At 39.8% G+C, this 24407-nt stretch carries 19 protein-coding genes; 13 read left to right on the top strand and 6 right to left on the bottom strand.

The window, feature by feature from the left end; genetic code table 11:
* Positions 1-905 precede the first annotated feature (905 nt).
* Entirely contained in the window at positions 906-1226 is a 321-nt protein-coding gene (locus ABIS04_RS09150; RefSeq protein WP_350433263.1) for a heavy metal-binding domain-containing protein, read from the top strand.
* Positions 1227-1498: 272 nt separating this feature from the next.
* On the top strand, positions 1499-1960 hold the full coding sequence (locus tag ABIS04_RS09145) for a DUF302 domain-containing protein (protein WP_350433262.1): 462 nt from the start codon (positions 1499-1501) through the stop codon (positions 1958-1960).
* A gap of 140 nt (positions 1961-2100) precedes the next feature.
* Here the strand turns inward: ABIS04_RS09145 and ABIS04_RS09140 are convergent, their stop codons facing one another.
* Positions 2101-4857 (bottom strand): PAS domain-containing protein, encoded by a 2757-nt coding sequence (locus tag ABIS04_RS09140; protein ID WP_350433261.1) that lies wholly within the window; start codon positions 4855-4857, stop codon positions 2101-2103.
* A 3-nt stretch (positions 4858-4860) separates the two neighbouring features.
* Positions 4861-5268 (bottom strand): response regulator, encoded by a 408-nt coding sequence (locus tag ABIS04_RS09135; protein WP_350433260.1) that lies wholly within the window; start codon positions 5266-5268, stop codon positions 4861-4863.
* A gap of 228 nt (positions 5269-5496) precedes the next feature.
* On the opposite strand from ABIS04_RS09135, the gene ABIS04_RS09130 reads away from it, so the two are divergent.
* Entirely contained in the window at positions 5497-6147 is a 651-nt protein-coding gene (locus tag ABIS04_RS09130) for an Hpt domain-containing protein (RefSeq protein WP_350433259.1), read from the top strand.
* A 356-nt stretch (positions 6148-6503) separates the two neighbouring features.
* Here ABIS04_RS09130 and ABIS04_RS09125 read toward each other — a convergent pair whose 3' ends face one another.
* Genes ABIS04_RS09125 through ABIS04_RS09115 form a run of 3 tightly spaced genes read right to left on the bottom strand, consistent with a single transcriptional unit; the run spans position 6504 to position 11044 of the window.
* Complete coding sequence (locus ABIS04_RS09125) at positions 6504-7901, bottom strand: efflux transporter outer membrane subunit (protein ID WP_350433258.1); 1398 nt, start codon at positions 7899-7901, stop codon at positions 6504-6506.
* A 2-nt stretch (positions 7902-7903) separates the two neighbouring features.
* Positions 7904-9847 (bottom strand): MacB family efflux pump subunit, encoded by a 1944-nt coding sequence (locus ABIS04_RS09120; RefSeq protein WP_350433257.1) that lies wholly within the window; start codon positions 9845-9847, stop codon positions 7904-7906.
* A gap of 3 nt (positions 9848-9850) precedes the next feature.
* A complete protein-coding gene (locus ABIS04_RS09115; protein ID WP_350433256.1) occupies positions 9851-11044 on the bottom strand; it encodes an efflux RND transporter periplasmic adaptor subunit in 1194 nt (397 codons plus the stop codon).
* 434 nt (positions 11045-11478) lie between these two features.
* Between ABIS04_RS09115 and ABIS04_RS09110 the strand changes: the two genes are divergently transcribed.
* The 5 genes from ABIS04_RS09110 to ABIS04_RS09090 all read left to right on the top strand — a co-directional run bounded on the left by ABIS04_RS09110 (position 11479) and on the right by ABIS04_RS09090 (position 16741).
* Positions 11479-12693, top strand: a complete 1215-nt coding sequence (locus ABIS04_RS09110; RefSeq protein WP_350433255.1) for a multidrug effflux MFS transporter — start codon at positions 11479-11481, stop codon at positions 12691-12693.
* 156 nt (positions 12694-12849) lie between these two features.
* Positions 12850-13659, top strand: coding sequence for a RecX family transcriptional regulator (locus tag ABIS04_RS09105; RefSeq protein ID WP_350433254.1), 810 nt, complete (start codon positions 12850-12852; stop codon positions 13657-13659).
* Between the two features lie 448 nt (positions 13660-14107).
* A complete protein-coding gene (locus ABIS04_RS09100) occupies positions 14108-15301 on the top strand; it encodes a PAS domain-containing sensor histidine kinase (RefSeq protein WP_350433253.1) in 1194 nt (397 codons plus the stop codon).
* Positions 15273-15638 carry a response regulator gene (locus ABIS04_RS09095; protein ID WP_137227220.1) on the top strand — a complete coding sequence of 122 codons (366 nt, stop codon included), beginning with the start codon at positions 15273-15275 and terminating at the stop codon, positions 15636-15638. Before ABIS04_RS09100 ends, ABIS04_RS09095 begins: the two co-directional genes overlap by 29 nt.
* Positions 15639-15679: 41 nt before the next feature.
* Entirely contained in the window at positions 15680-16741 is a 1062-nt protein-coding gene (locus ABIS04_RS09090; protein ID WP_350433252.1) for a two-component system response regulator, read from the top strand.
* A gap of 303 nt (positions 16742-17044) precedes the next feature.
* Here the strand turns inward: ABIS04_RS09090 and ABIS04_RS09085 are convergent, their stop codons facing one another.
* Positions 17045-17881 carry a mechanosensitive ion channel family protein gene (locus ABIS04_RS09085; RefSeq protein ID WP_350433251.1) on the bottom strand — a complete coding sequence of 279 codons (837 nt, stop codon included), beginning with the start codon at positions 17879-17881 and terminating at the stop codon, positions 17045-17047.
* Positions 17882-18339: 458 nt separating this feature from the next.
* Here ABIS04_RS09085 and hyaA point away from each other — a divergent pair, with 458 nt between their 5' ends.
* The 5 genes from hyaA to ABIS04_RS09060 are packed head-to-tail and all read left to right on the top strand — an operon-like array spanning position 18340 to position 24372.
* Positions 18340-19476, top strand: a complete 1137-nt coding sequence (gene hyaA, locus ABIS04_RS09080) for a nickel-dependent hydrogenase small subunit (RefSeq protein WP_350433250.1) — start codon at positions 18340-18342, stop codon at positions 19474-19476.
* Positions 19477-19478: 2 nt separating this feature from the next.
* Entirely contained in the window at positions 19479-21182 is a 1704-nt protein-coding gene (hyaB, locus tag ABIS04_RS09075) for a nickel-dependent hydrogenase large subunit (RefSeq protein WP_350433249.1), read from the top strand.
* Between the two features lie 30 nt (positions 21183-21212).
* Positions 21213-21881 carry a Ni/Fe-hydrogenase, b-type cytochrome subunit gene (cybH, locus tag ABIS04_RS09070; RefSeq protein WP_350433248.1) on the top strand — a complete coding sequence of 223 codons (669 nt, stop codon included), beginning with the start codon at positions 21213-21215 and terminating at the stop codon, positions 21879-21881.
* 15 nt (positions 21882-21896) lie between these two features.
* Positions 21897-22451, top strand: coding sequence for a HyaD/HybD family hydrogenase maturation endopeptidase (locus ABIS04_RS09065; protein WP_350433247.1), 555 nt, complete (start codon positions 21897-21899; stop codon positions 22449-22451).
* Positions 22438-24372, top strand: a complete 1935-nt coding sequence (locus ABIS04_RS09060) for a NiFe hydrogenase (RefSeq protein WP_350433246.1) — start codon at positions 22438-22440, stop codon at positions 24370-24372. The genes ABIS04_RS09065 and ABIS04_RS09060 overlap by 14 nt, the downstream gene beginning before the upstream one ends.
* The last annotated feature ends 35 nt before the right edge of the window (positions 24373-24407 follow it).

Here is a 24407-nt window from a genome sequence, read left to right as displayed (position 1 = left end):
TCATCGATAGCAAGTAGTGTCTGCTACAGAAGTGAGTACAACTTATGCAACGTAGAGATTTGTTTAATAAATACCGCCCCTTACCTTTAGAAATGAAAATATAATTACCCACATGTTTTTATATGATTAAGATTTAAACCATTATTGATCATTGAGCATGTTGTAAAATTTAGTTTCTTTAAAGCCATGTATTACATTTATGCTTATCTATTTTAGTTTTATTTTATAAGCACAGTGTTTTTTAAATTCCACTTTGCTTATTGCATATATTAATATAGATACTTATTTATACTGGCAATGTGTCAAATAGCCTCTATTGGCACCTAGGTATGCAAGCATTAATTATGGCTGCACTAAGCATTAAATGAAATGCTTAGGCATTTTTGCTAAAGCAAGCTCACGGTAAGCTAGAAAGCTATAGATTTAACGATCTTTTTGACACCATGACAAAAGTAAACTAACGCATTAAGCACACTGAAATGACACAAACATTACAAAACTCAGGCGAAGTTACTGCACAAAATTATTGGTGCTAAGTTATAGCCACTAAGTGACTAACCTAATTTAAATGGTTATTTGAATAAAAAATAAGTATTCACTCTTATGCAAAAATAAAAGTATTACCCTCGGAATATTTGTAATCTTTATTCATACTTTTGATTAATTATGCATAAAAGATGTAAGTTGCGTACATAGTAATCCATCCTTATAAGCACTTTTATTGCATTGCAGGTTAGGACCACCAGCCAACGTTTGTCGATATAAGTATGAGGCCCTGGTAGAGTGAAAACACAGTATTTACTTAAGCACTAATGTAAGTACAAATATAAGTAATATCTATTGAATTCCTATTTAGGCCAGATAGCAGTAGGATGACTGAGTGCCCTTGTTTAACGGAGAAAGTTATGATTTATACCACAACAGAAACCATACCAGGTAGAAACATTATTGAGATAGTTGGCGTTGTAACAGGTAATGTTGTTCAATCTAAACATATTGGCCGAGATATCATGGCTGGCTTAAAAAGCATTGTGGGTGGCGAGATCCGCGGTTACACCGAAATGCTAAGTGACGCCAGAGATGTCGCCATTAAGCGTTTAGTTGCCAGTGCGGTACAAAAAGGGGCCGATGCGATTGTGGGGATCCGCTTTACAACAAGTGCCATTATGGATGGGTCATCCGAAATAATGGCTTTTGGAACTGCCGTGAAATTAGCGCCACAATGATAGTTTACGCTAAGCGCTAAGCGCTAAGCGCTAAGCATTGATAAAAACGCGTATTTAATTCTAAAAAATAACGATTAAAACTTATCAACATTTCACTGCACACCTGTTACTGGTTAGCTAAGTTGCTATCGGTCAACATGATAACAAGTCATGGTGTATAGTTATTAGTGTTTACAATAAATGTCTATTATCCGTGCTTATAGTAGGTGTTTTAGCAAGTCAGGCTTAGTAAAAGTGCCATCCTTAATCAAACAGATAAATAGGTAACCATAATGATTAAAAATATTTCCTTAGCGTTTGTCGTCTTGATAGCGTCTACCCAAGCTTATGCCGTAGAAAGCCTTATCTCGCTTGAAAGTCATTACTCCGCCAAAGAAACCGCTGACAGATTTGAGTCGATTATAAAAGACAAAGGATTTACCGTTTTTGCTAGGATTGATCATCAAAAAAATGCCGCGGGTGTTGATTTAACGCTGAGGCCAACTGAAGTGATCATTTTTGGTAATCCTAAAATTGGTACCCAATTAATGTTGTGTAACCAGATGGTTGCAATTGACTTACCCCAGAAGGTATTAATTAGTGAGGATGCAGACAACAAGGTTTGGCTGTCTTACAATAATCCTGAATACATTAAACAACGCCATAATATTGCAGGCTGCGATAAAGTGATTAGTAAAATTTCTGGTGTGCTCAGTAAGTTAAGCATGGCGGCAACGGCTAAATCACCTCAATAACGATATCTTTAGCGTATTTATCACCAAATTATGCTAATTGGCATAATAAAAAACGAGTGAGTACCTTGGTATTCACTCGTTTTGTTAACCACTTTTTGTCGGCTGTCACTTGTCTTAGCGATTAAACCGACGGATAACCTTTACACTTCTGTTGATATCGGTAATCGAATATAAAACCGCGAACCAGAGCCTGTTTCAGATCGATAGCCAATACTGCCATTCATTGCTTCAACCAGCTCTTTACAAAGCGCCAAACCTAAACCCGTACCACCTTTGGCTTTAGAGCTACTGGCATCGGCTTGGGAAAATCGTTCGAAAATCTTGCCTTTAAAATCTTCTGGGATCCCAGAGCCTTGATCTTGCACAGCTATCTCAATCTCATCATAAATTTGGGTGGCAGACAGGGTTACGTTACCCGCTTTAGGTGAAAACTTAACCGCGTTAGAGAGAAAATTGGTCAAGATTTGTAATAGACGATGCTCGTCAATATAAAGCAAGCTTTCATCGATTTGCTTGTCTAGGTGAAGTGTTAACGAAATATTATGCAGGTCTGCGTAGGGTTGATGATCATTAATTGCTCGTTGTAATAGAGGTTCAATAGGTAAGTGTTTCATTTCAAACAACATCTTTCCTGCAGCGAGTTTTTCGATATCTAATAAGTCATTGATTAAACGGCTAAGCTGTTTACAGTTGCTGCTCGCAATATCAATTAGTTTGTCAGCTTTGGCCGGTAACGTGACTAACTTGCCAGACTGCAATAAATTTAATGCACCATAAATTGAGGTTAAGGGGGTACGAAGCTCATGACTTACCGTCGAGATAAATTCATCTTTGACTTGTTGTAATTTCATTCGATCTGTAATGTCTTGCACTGAGCCTATCAGTATTAAATCTGGGTTTTTATCTTCGGCAACTAACTGACCTAGTTCGTGCACCCAGCGAACTTCGCCGTTTGGTCTAATAATGCGATGCACCACATTATGGATACCGGTTAAACGAGCCTCTTGTTCGCTTTTAGCCACTTTGTCGATATCGTCAGGATGCACAGCACTTTTAAACAAGGTGATACTCGGAACGATGTCTTGCTCATCTAATCCAAATATTTGATAAATAATGGGTGACCACCATAAAGTGCCCAGTTTCAATGATGCTTGCCAATAACCAATTTGAGCTTGCTCACTGGCTAAATCTAGACTTTGCTTAGCGACATTGAGCTGGTAATTGAGTTCTTCAAGTTTGAGGTAATGTTGTTTGGTTTGGGTAATATCTTGAATATAGCCATGCCATAAGGTACTGCCATCAGGCATCCTTTCTGGTGTCGCACTACCCGACATCCACGTCAGTGTATTGTCATCTCGGCAAACACGGTATTCTTGTTTCCACAGCGTTTGGTGTTTGGCCGACTCTTCAATACTCTGCGCTACAGCCGCTAAATCCTCAGGGTTAATTCTGGCAAACGCATTAGTAGCGTCGGTAAGAACCTCTTCGGGTTTGACACCATAAATACCTTCTATAGCATCACTGGCGTAAGGAAATGCGCTACGTCCGTCTGGCCATGTTTGATATTGGTAAACCACACCTGGCAATTGCTGTGTGAGTTTGTACAGTTGATCTTGCAGCTTTTTTTCTTTGCTCACATCCATAATAAAGCCGTCAAGGTATTGAACGGCACCAGTACTGTCATATTCAGCAGCGCCGCGCTCTTCTACCCAAACAACGGACCCATTTTTATGCAATATACGAAAGTTTAATACCCAACTAGTGTGGCTTTGCACTGCTGTTTCGATAATTTCAAATAACTCTGCCCGGTCGTCAGGATGAACAATACTCACGTAATAGCGCTGGTCATTATTAATGAAATCGCTAGCAGGATAGCCCGAAAGATCATAAATATGTTCACTCATATACAGCATGGTCCAATATTCATCATGCTGACATCGGTAAGTCATTCCCGGTATATTGGCAACCAAAGTCTTAAACTGATCACGACTTTGCAGTAATGCTAGCTCGCTATTAATTTCCTTGGTGATTTCGGCCTGTGTTCCATACATCATCAGTGGTTTGCCATCGGCAGAATATGAAACCACTTTGCCTCTATCATGTACCCACACATAATGACCATCTTTATGCTTTATTCGGCTTTTAACGTCATAAAACGGCGTTAAGCCATTGAGGTGTTCATCTAAGGCGGTATCTGAACTGGCCAAGTCATCGGGATGTATCATGGCTAACCAGGTTTCTACAGTTATGGGTTCTAGCTCATCAAGTGTATAACCGATAATTTCAGCCCAACGTTCATTGCAATTAGATTCACCTGTTTGAATATTCCATTGCCAAGTGCCGATCCTAGTGCCTTCAAGCACTGATCTGTACATTTTGTCGCTTGCCACTAATTGCTCGTGAGCCTGTTCTTGTAATCGGTCTTGAATTTCTTGTTCAATACTCTTGCCAAATTCGCTAATGATCTGTCGTTCTTTGTCAGAAAGCTGGCGAGGTTGACTATCAATAAAGCACAGTGTGCCAATGTTCTCACCATTATTGACTAAAGGAACTCCGGCATAAAATCGAATAAAAGGTGCGTTTACGACTAACGGGTTATCGGCAAACCGACTGTCTAGAAGTGTATCAGGCACTTCAAGAATTCCCTGGCCTAAAATAGTATGACCACAAATTGAAATATCTCTGCTTGTCTCACACACATCAAGACCTTGTGCAGACTTAAACCATTGACGATTAGTATCGATCAATGAAATAACCACAATATCGGTGCCGATACAAAGTTGAGCTAAATGGGTTAAGCGATCAAAGCGCGGCTCTGGATCCGTATCTAACAGTCCCGTATTTTGTAGTGAGATAAGTCTTTCTTGCTCGGAATGAGGTAATACAGGCGTTAGCATCGGTTACTCCGGATTATTGATGTCTGCAGATGTTAGGTAAGCTTGATAAATAGACTCGAGCTTATCGCCAAGACTCATCGCATCAAATGGTTTTTCAATAACCGCTATTGCGCCGGCATCTAAATATTCCTTTTTTTCAGACTGCTGAATACGAGCTGTCATAAAAACCACCGGAATGTTTTGGCAATTGGGTTTTTTACGAATTTCTACTAACGTTTGGAGTCCATCCATACCAGGCATCATGGCATCTAATAATATTAAGTCCGGTGTAAAATCGTCTATTTGGCTAATAGCCTCATTTCCACCTTCGCAAGCCACTAATGTAAATCCTGATATATCAACAAGCGCCATTTCTACAATAACGCGAATCGACTCATCATCTTCTACGTGTAAAATTTTATCTAACGCCATTTCAACTCCAATAAACACGGTTTTGCGAACAAATTTGATTACATTTGTGACTTATATTGTATTATTAATTTTGATGTAGCAAACTAAGTTGTTGAATAATATCATTGACTGGTCATAAATCTCGTCAATATATCGTTATAGTTCATCCAATATCATCCTATATAGTCACTGCTATTATTCTTTTTTGTAGTAGATAAACAACGGCATCATCTACCGAGAACCCTTGATATGAAAGCGAATAAAATGGTTGCTAATCATATTAGCTCAGATTTAGAAAATATGACTTTAGCCTCTTTACTGGAACCTTTTGGTGGTAATGACATATTTTATCGCCGTTTAATAAAGGTTTTTAAAAAAAATCTAGAGCCACAACTGCAAAATATAGAGTTGATGATTTCGCAAAAAAACATCAAGGAGCTATTACGCTTGGTTCATACCCTTAAAGGGAGCTCTGGAACGACTGGCTTATCATCACTTTACCAATACCTATGTGACTTGGAGAGTAAGTTAGCGGGACTGGAAGCGGCTAATGAGGTTGATACATTAAATTCAGAATTGGGTCAGCAATTACGTTTGGTCGCACAAGCTGAAATATCGAGTATCGACGCACTATTAACAACAGATGAAGTTAACCAATCAACAGAAACACCATCCGCTGTTGATTATTCAGTCCCAGAACTCACGTTGATGCTAACGGAGCTGATGCAACATCTACAAGACCAGAATCTCAAGGCGCTTCATATTACTCTGTCGCTACAAAATAAGTTACTAGGACATGCACACCTTGAACATGACTTAACAGTGCTTTGTAATGCAGTCGAAATATTAGATTTTGAAACAGCACAGGTAGCATTATCTTCGTTATCAAAGAAGTGGTAACTAATGCTAATCCTATTAAATATCTGGTCATGCACCGGAAATTTATGCCTTCTAGACAAGTAATAGATTGTAGGAAAGTCATAATCAAATGGGGTTAATCTGGGATATCGTATTGCATCTGTATTTATTATCTACGAGAGACTGATTCGTTATTTCGGCACTCGAACTAAGAAGACAGCTTTAATTAAGCTCAATTTAAGGTAACAATTGGTGAATGCTTAAAGTCACAGTTAACCCTAGTCAGCCATATTTGTAGCTAATAGTGATAACCAGTTACCCCTCCTCATTTAAACAAAAAGCCCGCTGTGCATGCGAGCTTTTGTTGTTACAGTCTCTATAAATTTAACTGTATTTTATTATTCCGTTACAAGTGGCGCTGCAATATCGCTGCCGCCAAGAGCTTGATACAACGTAGCTTGTGCACTAAATAGGTTATAACGATTCGCCAGCAATAACACTTCAGCACTGCGTTGAGTTTCTTTAGCGTCTAACCAATCTTGAATACTTACTGCACCATTACGATACTGGCTGGCGTATATGCGCTCCGCAGACGTTGCCGCTTGATATTGTTCAGAGAGTTTTAATGCTTGATATTGGTAATGTTGCCGTGCAGAAATCGCGTTATCGACTTCTTTAAAGGCGTTGTATAACGTTTGCCTATATGTCACAACAGCTGATTGCACATCAACGGTGGCAAGCTCTTTATACAGTTGCATTTCGTTCCATTGTACAAATGGCAATAGTAAATTGGCTCCCAGCGTACCAATCGGATTTTGTAATAATTCTTTCAGCTCGGTTGATGATGTCCCTAACGAGCCAGAAAGTGACAACGTAGGTAAATACCCAGCAAACGTGGCATCTTTTGCTGAATAAGCTGATTTAAGTTCATACAGTGCCGATTTCACATCAGGCCTGCGAATTAACACATCTGCAGGGATCCCTTCTGCAATACTAGGTAATACAGTGTCTGGCAGCTGATTAATGTTTATGGCCATTTTAGCGGGTGGCTGATTAAACAAAATAGCTAGCGCATTTTGTGCTTCAACAAGTTGCTGCTCAAGGTCACTATGGCTCGCCTGTTGTCCTGCTAAGCTGCGTTTTGCTTCAAATACATTCAGTTGTGACACAGCACCTGAACGGTATTGTTGTTCAGCAAGATCATAGGTTTGTTGTGCATAATCAATACTATTTTGGCTAAGGGTAAGACTTTGTTTAAGGTATCCAATTTGCCAATACAATATTGCCGTGGTGGACACTAAACTTTGTGCAGTGCTTTCTCTGTCTTGTTCACTGGCTAAACTAGTCCATTTAGCTGCATCCATATCGGCAGAAACTCGGCCCCATAAATCCAGTTCGTAACTGAGCGATAATTTAGTGCCATATTCGCTTGTGCTAGCGCCACCCTCTAGAGGCTTTGTTTTAGCACCATTCACGTTAGCATTAATTTGTGGGTAGCTTTGTGTATCGGTTAAGCCAGCCTGCAGCCTTGCGCGACGTAAGGTTAACGTTGCGAGCGCTAAATCATTATTGGTTAATAGCACTTGCTCTATGAGTTGATTGAGTTCTGGATTATTAAAACGTTGCCACCAAGGATCGAGTTTGACTTGTTGATTAACGCTAACACTTTGCCAACTATCAGGTATCGTCACGTCGGGTTGTGTAAAATCAGTGTGAGTCAGGCTACTGCAGGCGCTGGTGAGCGATAGGCACAATGCAATGCTAGTCAGTTTGAGTGTAAAACTTTGGTTTATCATTATTATTCTCTCGCTAAAGCATCTACAGGGTCGAGTTGTGCGGCATTGCGGGCCGGTAAAAAGCCAAACAAAATACCAATTAAGGTTGAACAGGCAAACGCAGCGACAATCGATGCTGTAGAGTAAATCATTTGAAAACTTCCCCCGGTAATGGCAAATATTTGGCCAATTAAGTAGGCAAGCCCGATCCCAACAGCACCACCACACAAACACACCAAAACAGCCTCAATTAAAAATTGAAGTAATATATCGCTTTGCCTTGCTCCCACGGCCATACGCACACCGATTTCTCGAGTACGTTCGGTAACAGACACCAACATAATGTTCATCACTCCAATACCACCTACAATAAGCGAAATCACTGCAATTGCTGAAATCAGTAGTGTCATAGTTTGCGAGGTTTTTTCGATGCTTTCTCGAATTGTATCCGTATTAATGGTGTAAAAGTCTTCGGTTCCATGGCGCATTTTTAATAGTGCAATTATGCCTTGCTCTGCAGCACTGCTTGGCGCTGATTCATTGATCCTCACAGTAATACTGTCAAGATATTGTTGACCGACCATACGAGCAGATACCGTTGTATAAGGTACCCAAACATTGAGTGAGTCACTGATACCAAACGCACTTTCTTGGGCTTTAGTTACACCAATAATACGAACCGGTAAGTCATTGAGAAAAATCACTTCACCGATGGCTGAACTATCAGAAAACAACGACTTACGTGTGTTGTCGTCAATCACAGCTTGCTGTGCCATCTCAGTTTCGCTGGTGTCATTCCAAAATTGGCCGTCCGCTAATGAATATCCACGTACTCTAAAGTAGTCAACCCCCACACCACTGAAACTCGCTGAAACGGCTTGATTGCCATAACGAATAGTACCCGAGCTACTAATTGAGGGTGTGACACTGTCAACATAGGGCAATACTTTAAGTGATTCACTGTCTTGAGCCGTTAAGGTTCTGATTTTGGCTGCACGTCTGTCGCCAAAACCGCTACCAGATCGAACATCGATAGTGTTAGTTCCCATCGCGCTGATGTTTTCAAGCACGGATTGTTGCGAACCTGCTCCAAGTGCCACCACAGAAACCACAGATGCAATACCAATAATAATGCCAAGCATGGTTAAAAAAGTACGTAATCGATGCGATAACATGGCGATTAATGCCATTTTAAAGGCTTCGATGTAACGGTCCAAGTTTAACCATGAGGTAATGGGCGTGCTTACCTCTGGCAACGCTTTATGTGGTGTTGACTGTTTATTTTCAACATCACGAATAATAACACCATCTTTAAGTTCAATTATTCGGTCAGCAAAATTGGCAACGTCCATGTCGTGGGTCACTAAGATAATAGTGTGACCATCTTGATGAAGCTCTTGTAGCAAGTCCATCATCTCTTTACCGCTATGGCTATCAAGTGCCCCCGTTGGTTCGTCGGCTAAGATAACGTCGCCACCATTCATCAGTGCTCGCGCCACACTGACACGTTGTTGCTGCCCGCCACTGAGTTGGCCGGGTTTATGGTCAAGTCGATCAGCAAGGCCTAAACGAGACAATAAACCTTGGGCACGTTCGGTGCGCTTTTTTTTATCTTTACCGGCATAAATTGCGGGGATTTCAACGTTACCGACGGCATCAAGATCGCCCAATAAATGATAACGCTGAAAGATAAAACCAAAATGTTCGCGGCGTAATTGCGCTAATTGGTCTGCATCCATGGTGGAAGTATCTTGGCCATTAATGAAATATTGACCTTTAGACGGTTTATCTAAACAGCCTAAAATATTCATTAAGGTGGATTTTCCCGAACCAGAGGCACCTACGATGGCCACCATTTCGCCTCGTTTAATGTCGAGATTAATGTCATTGAGTACGGTGAGTTGTTGCTCGCCCGCACTAAAAGAGCGGTAAACACCTGAGATATTAAGTAAAGAAGATTCATTCATAACTTAAAATCCCATCGGTGGACGGCGATTGCCTCTACGGGTACTAAAAGTATCGGTTGAACCTCCTGCCCCGAGTACGATTTGATCGCCTTCTTCAAGCCCTTTCGTAATTTCAGTATTCACTATATTGTTGATCCCAACAGTGACATTACGATATTCAATTTCATCATTAACTAAAACCGGTACCCTAAAGCCAGATCTTTTCCCATGATTAGATTGCAGTATTTGCGATGGCACTAAAATCACATCTTCGGCCTGCTCAAGAATAATAGAGACTTGCGCGGTCATACCAATACGCAAAATACCGTCAGGGTTTTCTACATCAAACAGCCCATTATAATAAATAGCATCTGTATCACTTGAGGTCATGTTGCTATCGTCGCCATCCATAATAGTCGGCCCTGGTTCAATGGCGCGTAAGGTCGCGTTGAAGCGTTTTTGTGGCTGACCCAAAATGGTAAAGTAGACCGCTTGCCCGGGCTTAACTTTAATAACATCGGCTTCAGAAATTTGTGCTTTAATCGTCATTTTACTTAAGTCAGCTAGCTCAACGATGGTTGGAGTTGATTGAGATGAGTTAACAGTTTGCCCCACTGTGACAGCGGTATAGACCACCATGCCGTCCATTGGGGCTTTAATTGTGGTATAGCCAAGGTTTAGTTGTGCGCTTTCTACACTAAGTTTGACCTGTTCTTGTTGAGCCTTTAGCTGATCGAGTTCAGCTTGATATACCAATAGCGTAGCTTGTGCTGACTCATAATCTGCTTTTGAGCTCGCATTGTTGGCTAACATCGCTTTTTGGCGATTAAATTCTTGTTGAGCTTGGTTTATCTGCGCTTGCTTTGCTCGGTATTGAGCTTCATTACTTGTCAGTGAGGCAATGGCTTCTTTCAAGGTATTTTGCTGAGTTAAACTGTCAATTTGAGCAATTAACTCACCTTGTTTTACCTGCTGACCTAGTGCGACAGGTAAATTGATAATTTGGCCAGAAGCCTGTGCGCCTACACTCACCAATTTAGACGCTTGAAGCATGCCGTTAGCCAACACACTGTTTTCAATATTGCCACGTTGGACCGACTCTGTCGCATAATTAGGCGCAGAGCTATCGCTGTCAAAAACAAAATATGCGCCGCCTGCGATAATGAGTATTATGACAACGATCAGGAGAGTCAGTTTTTTTATACTGGTTTTTTTCATGTTTTAATCACATCCACAGATACAACAATAAAAGTGAGTATGTTAATTAATCATGTTGTACAACATGGTTAAATGACAATAAGTTATCTTGCTATTTAAAGGTAGAAAAGGTTAACGCCCAAAGTGATGCTTCAATTTTTAAGTATTTAACACACTAGCTACTGAATCATTTTACATGGGGTGCAGTAAAACTATGTCATCACAATGTAATTTAATGTAAAGACGTATATTACATGGGGTGCTGTAAAACTATGTAATCACAATGTAATTTAATGTAAGCACGTATGTAACAATATGTTTTAATCTATAAAAGTTAATGATTGCTTGCCAAGTATCTCCGACGCTTTAACCCTTCCTTAACCTGTTATGAAGCAAAATAAATGTTCAACATAAATTTTGGTATTAAATAAATTGCAATCAATTGGAGTGTAAGATTGAACGTTAAACAATCCTTTTTAGGCTCATCTGGCACGCTGTTCTTTTTAGTGATTGTCAGCGCATTTCCGCCGTTAACAACGGACCTGTATTTACCGGCCTTACCAACGATGGTAGAGATGCTTAATACCACGCAAACTATGGTTAACTTGACCCTCAGTGTTTACTTTGTCATGTATGCGCTGGGGTTATTGTTTTGGGGGCCATTAAGTGAAAAGTTTGGCCGTAAACCCATTATGTTGCTCGGTTTGGTGATTTATGTGATGGCCAGTTTGTTATGTGCAATGGCAAACAATATTGAGATGTTGATTGGCGCTAGGCTAGTACAAGCCTTTGGTGGCAGTGCGGTCACGGTGGTTGCCACCGCTATCGTCAAAGATTTATATACTGGTCGCGAGCGCGAAAAGATTATGGCGACAATTATGTCGTTAGTGATTATTGCACCTATGGTTGCACCGGTTCTGGGGGCATTTTTATTAAAAATCGGCTCGTGGCATATGATGTTTTATGCCCTAGCTATTTTTGGTGCTATCTCGACTTTATTGACTTTGTTTTATCGTGAAACATTGCAGCAGCGATATACCGGATCGGTGTTACGATCATGGGGAAGAATTGCGGTTGTGACTAAAAATCCGAGATTTATTGTTCTATTAGTGATATTTACCATTCCTCCTATGACATTAATGGCATTTTTAGCCGCAGGATCTTATATCTACATTGACGGTTTTGGCTTATCGGAACAAATGTTTAGTTATGCTTTTGCCTTTAATGCACTTGTAGCCTCGTTTGGGCCAAGTATCTATATGAAATTTTCACGTTCCATTGCAGTGCATAAAATCATTACGACTTCTTTTATTATTATGATGGTTTTAGGTGTACTAACTTACACCATTGGCCACCTCTCCCCATGGCTTTTTGCTTGCCTAGTTGCCCCCGCGACACTCATGATGCTCATCACTCGTGTTCCTGGTATCAATTTAATGTTAGATCAACAATCCAGCGATACTGGTTCTGCAGTGGCTGTTATTCAATTTTGCTCGATGATGGCTGGGGCTATTGGTATGACGTTGGTGTCATTGCGCCCTAATGATTTAATCCATAATTTGGGGATTATTCAGTTTAGTGTCGGCGCGATAGTCAGTGTGTTGTGGTTTATGGTAAAAAAACGTCCTTTTGTGGTCGATAATATCCCTAAACAGCAGGACGATATTTAATGATAAGGATATGACGTAGTGTGATCCCCTTGCCTCGCGGATCATTTCGTTTGCAGACTAAAACTCGTTTGCAGACTAAAACAATAGCACTTAATAAATAACGCCTTAAACTGCTACAATATTGTGATTATTTTTTTAATTTAAGATAAATTTTCTATGCAGCGTCCACCATTACGTCAAGCTAAAACCATCGATAACGTTTTTAATAGTGCCTATTGGCACCTTGGTCAGCAAGATTTCACTATTAATGAAATCCGTACCAAGCTTGAACGTAAAACAGAAAACCAACAATGGATTGATACTGTATTAGCCAGACTTATAGAAGGTGGCTATTTAAAGAATGACTATGACTTTGCTGTTCGTTATTGCGAGTTGGCTTTCAATAATCAAATAGGCAGCAGTGCGATAAGACGTAAGTTACAACTGCGTGGCATATCCGCTACTGAGATAGATAGTGCAATAGAGCAAGTGATGGACGAGCAAAATGTGGATAGTTTTGAAATGGCTTCGTCTAGGCTACTAAACAGATTTGTTAACTTTTATGGTACCAATAAAGAAAAAGTTTATACCCAGATGACTACAAAAGGGTTTTCTCGTGCAGAAATTGATCACGCATTAGCACAACACCCGCAACGTGAAACCCTGCGCAGTAAGTTAGCTGTAAAAGCCGATAAATTGGACTTAACAACAGAAATAATTAAACTTTTTAATAAAGGCAAAGGCAAAACACTCATCTTGCAGGAGCTTAAACAACGATTGATTGATGTGACAGACTTTGAAGAAACGCTGTACCAATTAACGCTTACTGAGGAAATCGATTTTTATCAAAGTTGTAAAACGGAGCTGGCCAAAAAACGCTATAACTTAGCCGACTATAAAGATAAGTCGAAAGCCTATGCGTATTTGTCTCGAAAAGGGTTTGGCAGTGATGAGATAAAAGAAGCAATGAAGCTGGATGATGAATAGTTTAAGCTGTTAGTCCATAAGAAAGTAACTTTGAGAGCATCTTGCTTGACGCCCTCTTCATTCAATAACGTTATCATTTTAAATCGATAATTTTCAATTGCTTAATGTAGTCTGTGCTTGTCTGTAAATGTTCAGTATTGGCAATCATCAATATATGAGTAAAGTTTGTAAGTTTGGTGATGTGCTTTAAAGCACATAAATGACGTTTCTGCACGCTAGGCTAGGCTCAAACTTATCGATCAAAAGGCTAATAAGCATACTGAAGAATATAGCTACAAGATGAAAACAGGCTTCATTTTGTTGACTAAGATGTTACAACTGTGCCTCAAACAATTGTTGTAAATCGAATTGGCATTTGCCTTACTTCACTTATGACTACTATCAGTCATTCTTTATATATCACAAGTTTAATCAATCGGTACCGACCTTAACGGCACAAAGGATTTAAATGGATAAAATTAGTACCAGACAGGAATTACTAGAATACTCAGAGAGCATAGTTAACACAGTACGAGAACCTTTAATTGTTTTGGATCATGATTTAAGGGTGGTGACGGCAAGCCGCTCTTTCTATGACTTTTTTAAAGCAAATCATAAAGACACTGTGGGTAAACTAATTTACGATCTCGGTAATAACCAGTGGAATATTCCCAAATTACGGGAATTATTAGAAACAATCTTACCGCAGAAAACCAGTTTTGATGATTATCGAGTCGAGCATAACTTTAAGACTATCGGCTGGAGAACCATGTTATTAAATGCAAGGCAAATTAAACAGTCACAGTCTAAAGCTCGAATAATTTTACTGTCGATAGAGGATATTACTGAGCGAAGTGCCATTCAAGAAGGATTAATAAAAGCCAACAATGCTTTAGAAGTACTGACTAGCGACTTAGAAAGCGCCGCTAAAGTGAAATCTGAATTTTTAGCTAATATGTCACATGAACTCAGAACCCCGCTTAATTCTATTAACGGTTTTTCCGAAGTTCTTTATGACGAAACATTCGGCTCATTGAATGAAAAGCAAAAACAATATGTCAAAAATATACTCGTCAGTGGCAATCATTTACTTCTGCTGATTAACGAAATTCTTGATATGGCTAAAATTGAAGCAGGAAAAATGACGCTGACATTATGCGATCTTCCCATACGTGAGGTATTGTATGAGATTACAGGACTAATAGAGGATGTCATCAAGAAAAAAGATCTGCATATGCACCTTGAAATAAATGAAGACCTACCAAATATTTCTGCCGATTCTTTGAAGATAAAACAGGTTTTGTATAACTTGCTTTCAAATGTCGTTAAATTTACACCCGAAGGTGGAAAAATTGGTGTTAAAACAAAACACTCAGAGAAAGAAATAGAAATAGTTATTTGGGATACCGGTATTGGTATAGCGGCTGAAAATATGGATAAATTATTCGAAGGTTTTTTTCGAATAGAAACACCATACTCCCGGCTAACGGAAGGCACAGGGCTCGGACTGCCTATTGCGAAAAGTCTCGTTAAGTTACATGGCGGTGAGTTTAAGATTGAATCTGAAGGTGTTGATAAAGGCACATCGGTAACAATCACTTTGCCTATCATCAATAAGCTAGTGGTAATGTGCGATGAAAACGAAAATAGTTCTAGTAGATGATAATGTAAATAACTTGCTTCTAGAAGAAGATCTTTTACTTATGGCAGACTTTGAAGTATTCACAGCAGTTAATGCAACTGATGCTTTAATTCTGGTTAAAAAAGTGAAACCTAAAATTATTATATTGGATGTACAACTTCCTGATATGTCCGGAAGAGAACTCGCTATAATTTTGAGAGAGGATATAGAGACAGCCACTATTCCTATTGTTTTTGTCACTGCATCGGTTCTGAAAGAAGATGTAGACCAACTATTGTGCATCGACAACAGTGCGTTTATTTCTAAACCTATAAATACACGCACATTTGCTAAACAAGTCAGCCAATATATTAAATAATAATTTATTAGGTTTGAACTTAAACGCATAAGGAAAAATTCATGCAAGATAATCCAGTTATTCTGGTTGTTGATGACAACCCTCAGAATATTGAACTTATGCAAGCTTACCTAGAACCTAAAGGTTATAAAATAGTCACTGCTACTGATGGTCAAGAAGCGTTAGATACTTTAGCCAACCAACCTATCGACCTCATTTTACTTGATATTATGATGCCTGGCATGAATGGTTTCGAAGTCACTCGCAGAGTAAGGCAGGATGAACACTTAAAATTGTTGCCTATAGTGTTGATTACCGCGCTTTGGGAAACAAAAGAACGCGTGAAAGGCATTGATGCTGGTTGCAATGATTTTATTACAAAACCTGTTGATAAAAATGAGCTTTTGTCCAGAGTGAAGTCTCTGCTTAAAATTAAGGACTACAACGATTTAAGAGCAAATTATAATAAACAACTTGAGGCTGATGTCGCCGAAAGAACAGAATCTCTTAAAAAAGCATTGGCAAATCTCAAGGCTGCTTCACTAGAAACTATTCGTCGCCTGACAATGGCATCTGAATATAAAGATGAAGAGACTGGTGCACATATCCAACGAATGAGCTTATATTCAGAAGCCGTTGCGCGTAGCTTGGGATTAGATGAACATACCGTTGAAAATATTTTATTTTCGGCTTCAATGCACGACCTCGGTAAAATTTCAACACCAGACAACATACTACTAAAACCAGGTAAGTTAGATGCTGCTGAATGGGAAATCATGAAACAGCACACTGTAGTCGGTGCTGATATTCTGAAAGGATCAGATTCTGAAGTTATCAAAATGGGTGAAATCATTGCTCGTTCGCATCATGAAAAATGGGATGGTAGTGGTTATCCTGAAGGCCTCAAAGGTAGCGATATTCCAATTGTGGCTCGTATAGTCGCCATTGCAGATGTATTCGATGCATTATGTTCAACGCGACCTTATAAAAAACCATTTTCAGAAGAAAAAACGTTTGCCATGATTAAAGAAGGCAGTGGAAGTCATTTTGATCCCGACGTAGTAGATGCTTTTTTTGCTGTAAAACAAGAGATATTGACCATCAAAAAAAAATATACTGATTAGGTAATCTAATTTGTTTGCGAATAAATTACATTGTAGTGGTGATAGGAAATATACCATATTGGTTGCTTACAGGATCTGTTGAGCTTTCAAGGTTGTTTTTACTGCGAAGGGTTGGGTTAAAATTACCTATTGACACCATAGTCTCTTGTTAAGCACATTTTGCTTAGATTGCTAGACGACAATCGCCTCGTTTAAATTGTTTTGGTCTCGAACAAAATATAACCAGTAAAGATCTCCCCTAATCATTAACTAATAACGTTTCATCTCAACTCAGATTAAGAGTTGAGATGAAACCTAAATAAGTTAATTAAAGTTTTCGTGATAAGCAATCATAAAGTCTTCTCTTATTAACTGCTCTAACTCAATAGCCCGCTCTGTAGGGCAAAAAATCATTATATGTACATTCTGCTCACCATTTATGCCGCTAGTAATATGAATATGCGGTTCGCTGCCGGGTAAATCGACCCCGGCATGTTTTTCTATCACGTTATTGTAGCGTTTTGCCACTTCAATAAAGTCTTCACAGTGCTGTTCTATTTGACGGGTCAGTGAAGGAAACAGCGGATAGAGATTGACGAATTGCACCACGGTAATGGTAACGTTATGATAAACATATCGTTTCATGAAGTTAAGATTTTTAACCGCATAAGTAAAAAACATACTGTTTGGCAAGGTGGCTGTTTTGCCTGTGTAATGGTATTGACCATGATCGAGATCTATTTCTTGGATCACTGTGGCCATTAGATTATGTTCAATCACTTCACCGTATATTTTACCCACTTCAATCCAGTCACCTATCACAAATGAACGTGAACTAGCACGCTGTATTGAGCCGGTAAAGCAAAGAATAATCTCTTTTGATGCAATTACTAAGGCAATTGCGATAGCCGTTACTGACAAGGCAAATTCACTGACTTCAGATTTCCAAAGCATGAATAAAATAACCAGTATTACAATAAATGAGGCATTTTTGGTACGAGACATCCATTTGCGTTGTATGTCTGATAAAAAAGCCACATCGCCACGGATTGTTGAAATAATAAAACGCTTAATCATTGATAGAAATATGACTATCAATATAGTTAATAAGAGTTTGTGCTCAAGAAAGAAATCGACCGTTAATACTATTTTATCTACCAAACCTGCAACCTATTTATGTTCTTACTGATGATAGTGAATCACTGTGATTTATAGCCGACACTCTAGGGGGAATGTTAACAGAAAACAAGGTTATTAACTGTTAACTAATAGAGTCTAACAGTGCGATGGCTGTCAATTTATATAAGCGCGGTATATTTCGCCCGAAATAGTGTGATTCCTATTCATCACGTTTCCGCATCGTCATATATCAATACAATCAATAAATAATGTATAGGTCACATCTCCAATGAAATAGTGATCTGTGACATTTTGTCCTAGTTCATTTTTGTTAACTTGATCAACATCATAAATTAGGTGTTTTAACCTTACTTATGGTAAGGCAATTTCTCACAAGTTGATTTACATCAAAAGATGATTTTTAATCCAGTTTTAGAATTGTTACCGATGATTGCAATTAATTAATAGCTACTTTGTTAGCTTAAGCAAAAGGTATCAATATGGACACACATGCAGCCCTCTATAAGCAGGGTAAAGACCGTCTTGATTATTTACGCCAATTTGCCCAACGTCAGCCCGTCTCATTACAACAAAAAATGGCCGATATTGGGATATCTCGTCGAGACTTCATTAAATGGACCGCATCGGTCACGGCAATGTTTGCTTTGCCTCTTCCCTTTAGTAACTTGGTCGCTGAAGCGGCTGAATTAGCGGACCGAGTCCCGTTAATTTGGTTACATATGGCGGAATGCACCGGCTGTTCCGAGTCGTTAATTCGCACCGACACCCCCAATCTAGACACCCTAATTTTTGATCATATCTCACTTGAATATCACGAAACCTTAATGGCAGCTGCAGGTTGGCAAGCAGAAGAAAATTTAGAGAACGCATTAGAAACCTATAAAGGTCGTTATTTATTGGCTGTAGAAGGTGCTATCCCTACTGCTAATAACGGCACCTTTTTAACTGTAGGTTGTAAAGGTAAAACAGGGTTACACCTTGTAAAAGAAGCGGCCGAAAATGCCGCTGCAATTATTTCTGTTGGTACCTGTGCCGCTTTTGGTGGTGTGCAGGCCGCAGCACCTAACCCTACTGGCGCTAAAGGGGTATATGAAGTTGTCGACAAACCCGTGATTAACTTGGGTGGTTGTCCGCCAAGCGAAAAGAACATTGTTGGGACACTAATGTACTTCATCATGTTTGGTAAATTACCGGCGTTAGATATGTTCAATCGTCCTAAATGGGCTTATGGCGCACGAGTACATGATAACTGTGAACGTCGTGGTCGCTTTGATGCTGGTGAGTTTGTGGAAGAGTTTGGTGATGAAGGCGCTAAAGAAGGTTACTGCCTCTATAAAGTAGGTTGTAAAGGCCCGTACACTTATAACAATTGCCCGACAGAACGATTTAACCATCATACAAGTTGGCCTGTATTGGCAGGTCATGGCTGTATGGGCTGTTCTGAACCGGACTTTTGGGATGATATGGCAGATTTCGAGAAACCTCTTGGACGTCAACTGTTACATGGTATTGATGCCACCGCAGACACAATTGGTGCGGTCATTTTAGGTGCGGCCGCAGTCGGTATTGGCGCCCATGCTGTTATTAGCGTATTTGCTAAGCCTTTGGAGGAATAATCATGAGTAAACGTGTCGTTATCGACCCTATCACCCGCATCGAAGGCCATTTACGTGTTGAAGTTGAAGTCGATGATAATAATGTCATCACGAAAGCATGGTCATCATCTACCTTATGGCGAGGTATTGAGGTTATTCTAAAAGGCCGGACTCCTATGGATGTGGGATTAATTGTGCAGCGTATTTGTGGCGTATGTACCTATTCCCATTATCGATGTGGTACTGAGGCGGTTGAAAACGCCCTAGGTCTCAAAATCCCACTTAATGCAAAATACTTGCGCACTATTATGCAGGCTTCATTGTTTATGCATGATCATATTGTGCAATTTTACCATTTACACGGTTTAGATTGGGTTGATGTGGTATCAGCATTAAGTGCCGATCCCGCTTTGGCCGCTAAAGTGGCAATGAATTATTCTGATAAACCCATTGCTGCCGGTGAAGGTGAATTGAAAGCGGTGCAAGAACGCGTTAAAGGCTTAGTCGCAACCGGAAAGCTTGGCCCCTTTGCTAATGCATATTGGGGCAACGGTACTTACCGCTTTACCCCTGAGCAAAACTTGATTGCGCTATCGCATTATTTAAAAGCCCTTGAAGTACAACGTGTGGCAGCGGAAATGTTGGCTATTTTTGGTGGTAAATCACCTCATCCACAGTCAATTGTTGTGGGCGGCGTCACCTCAGTACGAGACATGCTAAGCCCTGCTCGGTTACAAGAATGGCAACAAAAACACGCTATCGTGCAAGATTTTATCGAGCGTGCTTACCAAGCCGATATTGTAATGGCAGCAGAAGCCTTCGGCGCTGAAGCCAGTGTGCTTGGCGGTGTTAATGTGAATAATTTCTTGAGTGGTGAAGATTTTATTACTGCCGATGGCGAGTATTTATTTAAACAAGGTGTCATTTTAAACGGTGATTTAGCCAATGTGTTGGATATTGACCCGAGCTTAATTAAAGAAGATGTAACCCACGCTTGGTATAAAGCTGATGGTCCACAACATCCTTATGAAGGAACAACCATTCCCGAATACACTGGGTTTATTGAGCGCGATACCGTTTATGGCAAATTGCCAACGGTTAATGGCTCAGGTAAATATTCCTGGGTTAAGTCGCCTCGTTATCAAGATGAACCAGTAGAAGTGGGTCCTTTAGCTTGTTTATTAGTTAACTATGCCCGTGGTAATCAACCAGTAGTCAATTTGGTAGATGGATTTTTGGCACGTACAGGGTTACCGATTGACGCCCTATTTACCACTTTAGGTCGTACAGCTGCGCGGATGTTACAAGTGAAATTAGTGGGTCAGTCTTGTTTAAAAACCTTTGAAGCTTTACTGGTTAATATACAGTCTGATGAATCAACCTATGTAAAACCTGAAATTGATTCGAGTCGAGTTTATGAAGGTTATTCTATGATTGAAGCACCTCGAGGTATGTTAAGTCATTGGATCCGAATTAAAGATGCCAAAGTTGAAAACTACCAAGCTGTGGTTCCTACTACTTGGAATGCGGGTCCTGTTGATGTTAACGGCAAAATGGGCCCTTATGAAGCATCCTTAATTGGTTTAAAACTGGAAGATCCAACTAAGCCATTAGAAGTTATTCGTATTATTCATTCCTTTGATCCTTGTATGGCATGTTCAGTTCATGTGATGGATTACAAAAAACACACCTTAGGTCAATTTAAAATTGATGCTAATGGGGTTTAATCAAAGGTAATGGAGTAGGAGGGAAAAAGTATGGAACATATTGCAACCCACGTTAGGGAGCTCGAATTTACTCCAGCGATACGAATATTTCACTGGACGCGAGCCTTGACCATTGTGATCTTGGTGATCACCGGTTTTTATATTTCGTGGCCATTTTTAGTGGCGCCAGATAGTACCGATGTTTTACTTCAAGGTTGGATCCGATTTGCACATATTATTTGTGGATTTGTACTCACCAGCATCACTTTAGTGCGTGCTTATTTGTTTTTCTTTAGTCATAGAAATAATGAAAGACGTTCATTTAGAGACGTATTGAACCTGCGAAGCTGGATAGCCCAAGTAAAATCTTATTTTTGGATGGGTAATTTAGATAAAGCTGGCGCCTACGGACCATTACAGTTTATGACATATGCGGCTATCTCATTAATTGCATTACTCGCCTGTATTACCGGCTTAGCACTTTATGCCAATGTTTATCACCTCGGTGTTGGTGGCTTACTCAGTGATGGTGCTGCATGGGTTACGTGGTTATTTGGTGGCTTGGCACCACTGCGGATCATTCACCATTATTTAACTTGGGCCTTCATTATCTTTTTGTTGATCCATATGTATATGGCGGTGTGGTCTGGTATTCGCTTTAGACATAATTCAGTCGATACCATTGTGACGGGTTATGATTATCACAAAGTACATAAATAGGATGAATGGATTCTAGTGAAAAAAATATTGCTACTAGGTATAGGCAATGTATTGTACGCCGATGAAGGAGTCGGCGTACATTTTGTCAATTATATCAAAGATAAATACCAATTTAGCCATCAAACAGACGAGATAGATATTGTCGATGGTGGCACCCTTGCCCAAGGTCTTATTCCGATGATTAGCCAATACGATAAGTTAATTGTGGTCGACACAGTCAATAGTATTGATGCGGAACCTGGCGAAGTGTACTTTTTCGATTTTGATGAAGCCCCCGCTGACATTGATTGGCAAGGCAGTGCACATGAAGTAGAAATGCTGCAAACGCTCAACATGATGGATATTGTCGGCGATAGACCCCACACATTTGTATTAGGTGTTACTCCTACGGTTCTTGAACCCATGATTTTAGGGCTCACACCAAATTTGCATGCCGCCATTCCTGTGATGGAACACACACTGTTATCACATTTGACTGGTTTAGGATTTAATCAGCAGATTGTGAGTAATATAACCATTGATCAGGTAATACCTGACGCTTATAAGCGAGGCTGCTATGTCGATGCTTAATATTCGATTTGATTTTATATGCCAACGTCCCGTGCCATTGTATGAGTATTTGTGTAATCAATATCTTGACCGTACTGAACTCAACATAAGCATTGGTACCGAGTTGTCCCCTCAAACGAGTCAGATCCGTTATTTTATCGAAGCTTTTGCAACACAAGCCCAGTTAGAAGAATTAGCTGATGATATTGCCAGTGATTTTTTGTTGTCGGTGTGGTTACTTGATACTCATATCCAAAGTATTGAGCAACATAGCGGACAACGAAAACCGTTAGATCTTAAAAATAATAATGTGGGTTTACCACTGTATTTTTGTCAACATTGCCAACCAATATTTGGTGATAATCAACAATCATTATTTGGCGATATCAACCTACAATGCGAGCACTGTAATGGACATAGCAAACTATGCCGTGAACTAAAATCGTTAACACGCCACGATATTATTGCGTTGGCAGACCGATTGTTTATCGATAAATCCTTAGCGCTACCTATAATCAATACCACCTTATGGTTAATACCTCCCAGCCAAGGATTAGATCATCAACTTACAGCTTCATCAGAGATGGAGCAAAATCAAGCGGGTCATTATCAACGCCCACGTATTTTGATTTGTAATCCAAATTCACTCAATAGCCACTTTATCGTTAATGATAGCCAAGTATTGGCCTTATCTAGCATTGAGAAGCCCTTAATGAGAGTGAGACCGAGTAGCGATCATCCTAGTTTGACGTCACCTCTTTATGAAATACAATTCGCGCAAAATCGTTTGTTAGTGATATTAGCTGAAGTGCTCCGCCAAAAAGGGATTAATTGGGTATATGTCACCACTGAGATTAAGCCAAAGGCTAGCAAAAGCGATGTAGTCGATAGACCTTTGCGCTTAGCAAGTATTAATCAACATTGGATGCCTATTACCACCCTAGACAATGGGTTGATCCCGTCCCCCACTAACAAGACTTGTGTACACGACATCAGTCATTATCAAGATGATGATTATTCATTTACGGCTCATTGCAGCAAAACGGCTATTAACTGGCAAGTTAACCCAATAGACCCAACATCGCTCAACGCAGCTAATAATCCGGTTAAGCCTATAAATGATACCAACCATGATATATCGGCAAGCTTATGTGCGTTAAATGCTGCGTTATTGAGGACTGACCCAACTGAACATCACCGTAAACCCCAATTTGTAAAAAATGCCGCGGTATTTTATTTTAATCATAAAAATGCTTGCCAAATTGTTACTGTTGATGGCAATAGTGAAGCAGAGTTGTTTTTTGAGATGCCTAAATTGCCTTCATCAGGCTATGGTATTTGTCATAGTTTGACACAGTCACCGCAAAAAAATATTTTGGATAAATTTAAACAACAATTTCCAGCTGAATATAATCAATTATTGGATATGCACCTTCATGAAGACGACGGCGCCCTGGCACAATTAATGGCCGTTGCGACCCTGATTATTGGTGCCTACCCCGTAGAGACCGCTCAACGAGTAACGGTTTCGGAACTTGCCGATAAATTTATCGCATTGGCGATGTCGCATCATGGTAATAACGCACCGCGAATTGATTTCCCACTCACGAAAGGTATGGCGCATCGAGGTCTTAATTGGTGTAAAACATTAGGGACCTTAATGAGCTTTAAACTTGCAGGTGAAACCAATTTAGCCAAACTTGCATTCGCATTTCATGATTCATTTGCCGACTATTTAAGCCATTGGATAGAGCATTTGGATCAAAATATTGGTGTAAAACAATTAGTGATTGCTGGCAATGAGTTTGCTAATCCGGTGTTAACCGAGCGAGTGCAATTACGTATTGGTAAAAACTATCCGCTGGTGGTAAATCCTTTATTGGACTTAGATGGCGTTAATATCGCAATAGGTGGTCTATATCTCAAACAGCGCCGTGGATAAAAAGTATCGTATGGTATATCAGCTGTTGCTTATTT

The sequence above is a fragment of the Shewanella sp. H8 genome (genome assembly GCF_040285065.1).
Classification (GTDB): domain Bacteria; phylum Pseudomonadota; class Gammaproteobacteria; order Enterobacterales; family Shewanellaceae; genus Shewanella; species Shewanella polaris.
The sequence above is the reverse complement of the archived record's forward strand: the minus strand, read 5'-3'. Positions and strand labels throughout refer to the sequence as shown.